This window comes from Vibrio sp. 05-20-BW147 (assembly GCF_013369385.1).
Lineage (GTDB): Bacteria > Pseudomonadota > Gammaproteobacteria > Enterobacterales > Vibrionaceae > Vibrio > Vibrio floridensis.
Genome location: NZ_SZTO01000035.1, coordinates 1 through 6,113, shown reverse-complemented (window position 1 = coordinate 6,113; position 6,113 = coordinate 1). Strand labels below are relative to the sequence as shown.

Below are 6,113 nucleotides of genomic sequence, written 5' to 3'. Positions count from 1 at the left end.
ACGCTCTTCTGGTGCGTTATCGATAGATGCGAAGTCACGAGCTTTACCGCCGTAAACTTTAGCAAGAGTAGTACAGATAGCTGCAGTTAGAGTTGTTTTACCGTGGTCAACGTGGCCGATAGTACCAACGTTTACGTGCGGTTTCGTACGTTCAAATTTTTCTTTAGACATGAGTTGTCCCTCTAGGTACGGATTTAGGTGGCTTATATGACCACGCAACCAAAAAAATGGCGAATTACATAATCTAAAGGAAACATCTAGAGAGCTGGTGCTGATAGGCAGACTCGAACTGCCGACCTCATCCTTACCAAGGATGCGCTCTACCACCTGAGCTATATCAGCACACAAAAATGAGTGGAGCGGGCAGCGGGAATCGAACCCGCATCATCAGCTTGGAAGGCTGAGGTAATAGCCATTATACGATGCCCGCACACGTAACTCTGAGAGCTATTTCCTAAAGAATATGGTGGAGGGGGACGGATTCGAACCATCGAAGGCGGAGCCGGCAGATTTACAGTCTGCTCCCTTTGGCCACTCGGGAACCCCTCCAAATTATAACCACTCTCTTACATTCATATCGTGGATGTGAAAGAGAATGGTGCCGACTACCGGAATCGAACTGGTGACCTACTGATTACAAGTCAGTTGCTCTACCTACTGAGCTAAGTCGGCATAAGTGGAGCGAATTCTATTGAATCATTCCTTTGCTTGCAATAGCTTTTTGCCAAAAAAAACGTTTTTTTTGGCAAAAGAGGAGCTCGTGGTGCAAAAACATACAACTCTCTCTTTTTTCACTGCCGTTTTGTCATTGTCATTTGCTTTCTTTAGCTCATGATGTATTTTGCTTGCTCTTCCCTGATTCACAAGGATAGGACAGAGCCTCATGAGCCCATTTTTGTCATTTAGTCGCGCCGATTGGTCTGAATTACGAAATTCAGTGCCGATGACATTATCTGAAGATGACTTAAAGGCATTGCAAGGGATCAATGAGAATCTGACGATGAGGGAAGCTGTTGAGGTTTATTTACCTCTCTCTCGTCTTCTCAATCTTTACGTACAAGCTCGTCAGAGTCGTAATTCCGTATTACATCAGTTTTTAAATAATGACGAAAACCCACCACCATTTGTGATCGGCATCGCAGGTAGTGTCGCGGTGGGTAAAAGTACGACCGCGCGTGTTTTAAGTGCTTTACTTTCTCGATGGGAAAACCACCCAAAAGTCGAGTTGGTCACCACTGATGGTTTTCTTTATCCAAAGAAGGTTCTCAATCAACGCGGCATCATGCATAAAAAAGGATTTCCTGAATCTTATGATATGAAGAAGCTGGTGCAGTTTGTCTCCGATGTCAAAGCAGGTAAACCAGAGCTTGAGGTTCCTGTTTACTCGCATATTACTTACGACATTACGGAGAAAGTAAAGAAAGTGGATCGCCCCGATGTTTTGATCATAGAAGGCCTAAACGTACTACAAAGTGGCATGGACTACCCGCACGATCCTCATCGTGTCTTTGTTTCTGACTTCCTCGATTTTTCTATCTATGTCGATGCGGAAAGTGAAACGATCGAACAGTGGTATATTGAACGCTTTCTAAAGTTCAGAAAAGGTGCGTTTACCAAGCCAGGCTCCTACTTCAGTCACTACACGAAACTCGATGAGCAGCAAGCCATTCAAAAAGCAAAAGAGATCTGGCGTGATATCAATGGCATTAATTTAGTACAGAATATTCTGCCAACAAAAGAAAGAGCGCAGCTAATTTTGCGCAAAGGTCACAATCACTTAGTTGAAGAGATCCTGCTGCGTAAATGACACTAGGCTCCAATTTCATCGGTCAATCATTTGCTCTCAGAGATATTTCACCGCCAACGTAGGCTTGTGTACCCTCGCTGTTTTTTATTACAACCCCACCTAGGTTATCGATACCTTGCACTTCACCAATGACTTCTCTTGGCCCCATCAGCAATCTTACTTGCCGCCCACGGTAGTTATCCAAACGGTTCCAACGCTCAATAAAACCATTTAGTCCAAGACTTTCGTACTGTCGTAGTGCATCACGCCACTTAGCGATAAGCGCGATAGCCAACTGATTACGATCAATATCCTTCGCGCTATCAATACTATTCAACGCCGTCCAAGGCTGATCAATTTTATCTGTTGCCATCGCCATCTGGATATTTAACCCCATGCCGATCACCAAATGCGCAGCTCCTCCTGCCTGCCCGCTCATTTCGACCAAAATACCAGCGAGTTTTTTATCTTGGTAATAAACGTCATTTGGCCACTTTAGCTTCACACCATCGATCCCCAGAGACTCCAAAGCTTCAACTGCTGCGATACCAACAACAAGGCTCAAACCCATCGCTGCCGCCATTCCCGCATCGAGTTTCCAGTACATTGACATATAAAGATTCGATCCAAAAGGGGAAAACCACTGTCTCCCTCGACGCCCTCGACCTTGAGATTGATACTCAGCTAAGCAAACATGGCCCGATTCAAAGGAGTTCAAACGATCCAACAAATATTGGTTTGTCGAATCAATGACCGGAATTAACTCAATGCTGTCGCCTTGTAGCTGTTCTTTGTCCAGTAGCCTTAATGGTTGAGCCAATTGATAACCACGCCCCTGGATGCGGTAAACATCCACGCCCCAATCTTGCAATGCATTTATGTGCTTTGATATCGCCGCCCTGGAAATCCCAAGCTCACTGCCTAACACTTCCCCAGAATGAAACTGGCCATCAGCAAGTTTCTTGAGCAGATGTAATTTGACAACGTGTTCCTTTTTCATCGCAAAGACCTTATTGCATGTAGATTCGTTTCACTGGTTGCCCCCATAAAGCGAACTTCATGCTCAAGTTGTATCTGGTATTTATCCCAAACGGCATCACAAATTAAGCTCGCTAGATCGACAACATCCTGTGCGGAACATTGATCGATGTTCGTCAGCACTAAGGCTTGTAATGGGTGCACTTGAGCGCCACCGACTTTGTGACCTTTTAGGCCACATTGATCAATGAGCCACCCTGCGGCCACTTTCATTTTTTCTCCCGCTGGATACGCAACTATCGTGGGATAATCCCTTTGAATCCGCTGCCAATGGGATTGACTGATCAGTGGGTTTTTAAAGAAACTGCCGGCATTACCGACTTTATTCGGGTCAGGTAACTTCTCTTGCCTAATTTGGCAAACTGTTTCGTAAACACTTTTAGGCGTAAGCTCAGTTGCATCAATTTTTTGCAGCGGCCCATAAGAGATATTTGCCTGCCATACTTTGGGCAACTTGATACCGACCGCCGTAATAATCGCTTTTTCAAACAGATCATGCTTAAAAATTGAATCTCGGTAATCAAACAAACACTCTTCCGCACTTAGCCTTTGATGAGAAAAATCATCCAACATCAAAACATCGACATAGTCGCAAACATCGCGAAACTCAACGCCATAAGCACCGATATTCTGTATTGGCGCCGAACCCGCGCAACCAGGGATCAGTGCAAGATTTTCCAATCCGCCAATGCCTTGGTTGACACACCATTTAACCAAGTTAGGCCAATCTTCACCCGCGGAGATGTGCAAAAAGTAATGGGATGTGTTTTCTATTAACACCTTACCCATTAGGCGATTTCTGAGTACCAAACCACGATACGGTTCTGTGAAAAGAACGTTGCTACCCTTACCCAGAATCAACTTAGGCAAGTTCTGATATCGCGGATCAGAATAGACTGAAACAAGATCTGCCGTGCTCTCGACTTCAATGAGATAGTCACAGGTTTGATCGATAGAAAATGTGTGGTAAGGCTTTAATGATACATTGCGTTGAATTTGCATGGGACAATCGTATTAACTTAAACTCCCATCATTCTACATCACTTATCCATTAGACACAGTGCCATGAGTCATTCAATTCGATTTGAAGTCCTTGATCCAATCAAGTTGCCGTTAATCAAAAAAATTTACAAAGCTCATTATCCAAGCGCTAAAGTCAAACGCGATGAAATGATCATTATTGCGCAGATAGCACAACAAACCGTAGGGGTGGTGCGTCTGCGTTATATAGAGCAATATCAGCTACTCACCGGCATGTTGACACTACCAAATGCCAGAGGTAAAGGCTACGGACATGCTTTACTGGAATACTGCACGTCAAATCATCTGAATGAAGATGTTTTTTGTTTTTCTTACCGCCATTTAGAAAACTTCTATTCTTGCCATGGTTTTCAAGAAATTGACGTAGATAAACTACCTAATACACTGAAACAGAAGTACTTACGCTATTCAGAAAGTGGCAAAGATCTCGTTCCTATGCAATATCGAGCACAAATAGACTAAGAAAGCGTCCTTTTCTGGTATTAGATTTAATAAATTTGGTAGAATTTGCAGCTCGCAATACTGCACATAACTAAGGTAATACACCCCATATGATGGCTAGCAGGAATCCTTTTGCTCAACTACCCAGCGTTGCTGTGGATGCTGATGCCCTGGAAGTTCTTCATACTGCGAAAGACTTCAGACTTCGTTTAATTGATGCAATCGCCAAAGCAACGTCAAGAGTTTGCTTAGTTGCGCTGTATCTCGAAGATGATGAAGCAGGAAGAGAAATACTGACCGCTCTATATGAAGCAAAACAGCGCAATCCGGGATTGGATATTAGCGTATGTGTAGATTGGCATCGTGCGCAAAGAGGTCTCATTGGTGCAGAAGCATCCGAAGGCAATGCCGCTCTGTATAAGGCGTATGCCAACAAGTATCAACACAAGATTCCTGTCTATGGTATTCCGGTGAGAGGACGAGAGGTCTTCGGCGTACTTCACCTAAAGGGTTTCATCATCGATGATACAGTCATTTACAGCGGAGCTAGCCTCAATAATGTCTATCTTCAATACGCAGAACGTTACCGATTTGACCGTTACCATGTGATTCACAGCGAGACCCTTTCAGATTCAATGTTCAATTTTGTTCAAAGCGAAATGATTGCGAATCCAGCTGTGAATGATTTAGCGGCCGAAGATAAACCTGAGACCAAAGAAATTAAGACTGCAATTCGACAGTTTCGCTCAGCATTATCTCGAGCCAAATATCAGTTCGAGCCCGAGGTAGTTTGCGAAGGTAAGTTTGCCATCACCCCTCTCGTTGGGCTAGGTAAGAGGCGTAACACCCTCAATCAAAATATCACAAAGCTTATCGATGTAGCCGAGAATGAAATTTTCATCTGTACCCCATACTTTAATTTTCCTAAAGATTTAGCAAAAGGCATAAAGCGCGCACTAAAGAGAGGCGTAAAGGTGACGATCGTTGTGGGCGATAAGACCGCCAATGACTTTTATATATCCCCAGATAAAGAGTTTAAAACCATTGGTGGTCTGCCGTACCTATATGAGTTAAACTTGCGCAAATTTGCTAAAGCGAATGAGGCACAGATAGCGGCAAGAAATCTTTCAATTAGACTCTGGAAAGATGATGATAATAGCTTCCATCTTAAAGGTATTTGGGTTGACAAACGTTACATGCTGCTTACTGGAAACAATCTCAACCCTAGAGCTTGGGCATTGGATCTTGAAAATGGTCTGTTAATCCGAGACGACTTTGCGCAGCTAACGGAACAATTTGATTCTGAGGTCGACAATATTCTCCAACACACTCAGTTAATATGTACATACAAACAACTTGAGAAAGTCGAAGAATATCCGGAAGTGGTTCAGAAGCTGGTCCGCAAAATTACTCGAATTAAAGCCGATGGGGTACTAAAGAGAATTCTCTAGTACTTACGTCTATCTAAGATATCACTTAAGCCCAGCGACACGTTGTAATGCCAGTCAGTTAAGCGGACTGGCATTTTTTCTATTTGTTGCGTACTTCTTGGGTTTCAACGTCATCCATCGAGGATAATACCAACCTAACTCTAATTGAGGCTGTTACTTCTTCGTGATAAATGACGCTATGGACAGTCTCAATAACATTGATTTCAAAAAACTTGCTAGCCAACAAAAATCGATTCAAATGAAGAGGCGATTGCTCGCATTGGCCCATTTTAAAGAGGGTCACTCTCGAACCCAAATTGCTAAGTTCCTTATGGTAAGCAGAACCAGTGTGAATAAATGGGCACAAACATTCCTTT

Annotated in this window: 7 protein-coding genes and 4 tRNA genes; 4 read left to right on the top strand and 7 right to left on the bottom strand. The window is 43.5% G+C overall.

Annotated elements, in window-relative coordinates; translation table 11 throughout:
- From FC652_RS19150 to FC652_RS19130, 5 genes are all read right to left on the bottom strand, one after another.
- Positions 1–171: GTP-binding protein (locus FC652_RS19150; protein WP_255199195.1), on the bottom strand; the 171-nt coding region annotated here is incomplete at its 3' end.
- A 95-nt stretch (positions 172–266) separates the two neighbouring features.
- Positions 267–342 (bottom strand) — tRNA-Thr (locus tag FC652_RS19145).
- A 13-nt stretch (positions 343–355) separates the two neighbouring features.
- Positions 356–430: transfer RNA gene (locus tag FC652_RS19140), tRNA-Gly, on the bottom strand.
- A 34-nt stretch (positions 431–464) separates the two neighbouring features.
- Positions 465–549 (bottom strand) — tRNA-Tyr (locus FC652_RS19135).
- 47 nt (positions 550–596) lie between these two features.
- Positions 597–672: transfer RNA gene (locus tag FC652_RS19130), tRNA-Thr, on the bottom strand.
- Between the two features lie 211 nt (positions 673–883).
- Here FC652_RS19130 and coaA point away from each other — a divergent pair.
- The gene (coaA, locus tag FC652_RS19125; protein ID WP_176299794.1) at positions 884–1,807 is read left to right on the top strand and encodes a type I pantothenate kinase; all 924 of its coding nucleotides are present in this window, start codon (positions 884–886) and stop codon (positions 1,805–1,807) included.
- Positions 1,808–1,829: 22 nt separating this feature from the next.
- Here coaA and birA read toward each other — a convergent pair whose 3' ends face one another.
- Together birA and murB are read right to left on the bottom strand one after the other, a co-directional pair.
- Positions 1,830–2,786: a bifunctional biotin--[acetyl-CoA-carboxylase] ligase/biotin operon repressor BirA gene (gene birA / locus FC652_RS19120; RefSeq protein ID WP_176299793.1), complete on the bottom strand. Its 957-nt coding sequence runs from the start codon at positions 2,784–2,786 to the stop codon at positions 1,830–1,832.
- The gene (murB, locus tag FC652_RS19115; protein WP_176299792.1) at positions 2,783–3,826 is read right to left on the bottom strand and encodes a UDP-N-acetylmuramate dehydrogenase; all 1,044 of its coding nucleotides are present in this window, start codon (positions 3,824–3,826) and stop codon (positions 2,783–2,785) included. The genes birA and murB overlap by 4 nt, the downstream gene beginning before the upstream one ends.
- A gap of 63 nt (positions 3,827–3,889) precedes the next feature.
- Between murB and FC652_RS19110 the strand changes: the two genes are divergently transcribed.
- From FC652_RS19110 to FC652_RS19100, 3 genes are all read left to right on the top strand, one after another.
- Positions 3,890–4,327, top strand: coding sequence for a GNAT family N-acetyltransferase (locus FC652_RS19110; protein WP_176299791.1), 438 nt, complete (start codon positions 3,890–3,892; stop codon positions 4,325–4,327).
- Between the two features lie 89 nt (positions 4,328–4,416).
- Positions 4,417–5,757: a CDP-diacylglycerol--serine O-phosphatidyltransferase gene (gene pssA / locus FC652_RS19105; RefSeq protein WP_176299790.1), complete on the top strand. Its 1,341-nt coding sequence runs from the start codon at positions 4,417–4,419 to the stop codon at positions 5,755–5,757.
- Positions 5,758–5,935: 178 nt separating this feature from the next.
- A partial coding sequence (locus FC652_RS19100) for a helix-turn-helix domain-containing protein (protein ID WP_176299789.1) occupies positions 5,936–6,113 on the top strand: 178 nt, incomplete at its 3' end.

Coding starts and splice junctions, on each gene's coding strand:
- coaA (WP_176299794.1), top strand. CDS start 884: ATGAGCCCATTTTTGTCATTTAGTCGCGCCGATTGGTCTGAATTACGA.
- birA (WP_176299793.1), bottom strand. CDS start 2,786: ATGAAAAAGGAACACGTTGTCAAATTACATCTGCTCAAGAAACTTGCT.
- murB (WP_176299792.1), bottom strand. CDS start 3,826: ATGCAAATTCAACGCAATGTATCATTAAAGCCTTACCACACATTTTCT.
- FC652_RS19110 (WP_176299791.1), top strand. CDS start 3,890: ATGAGTCATTCAATTCGATTTGAAGTCCTTGATCCAATCAAGTTGCCG.
- pssA (WP_176299790.1), top strand. CDS start 4,417: ATGATGGCTAGCAGGAATCCTTTTGCTCAACTACCCAGCGTTGCTGTG.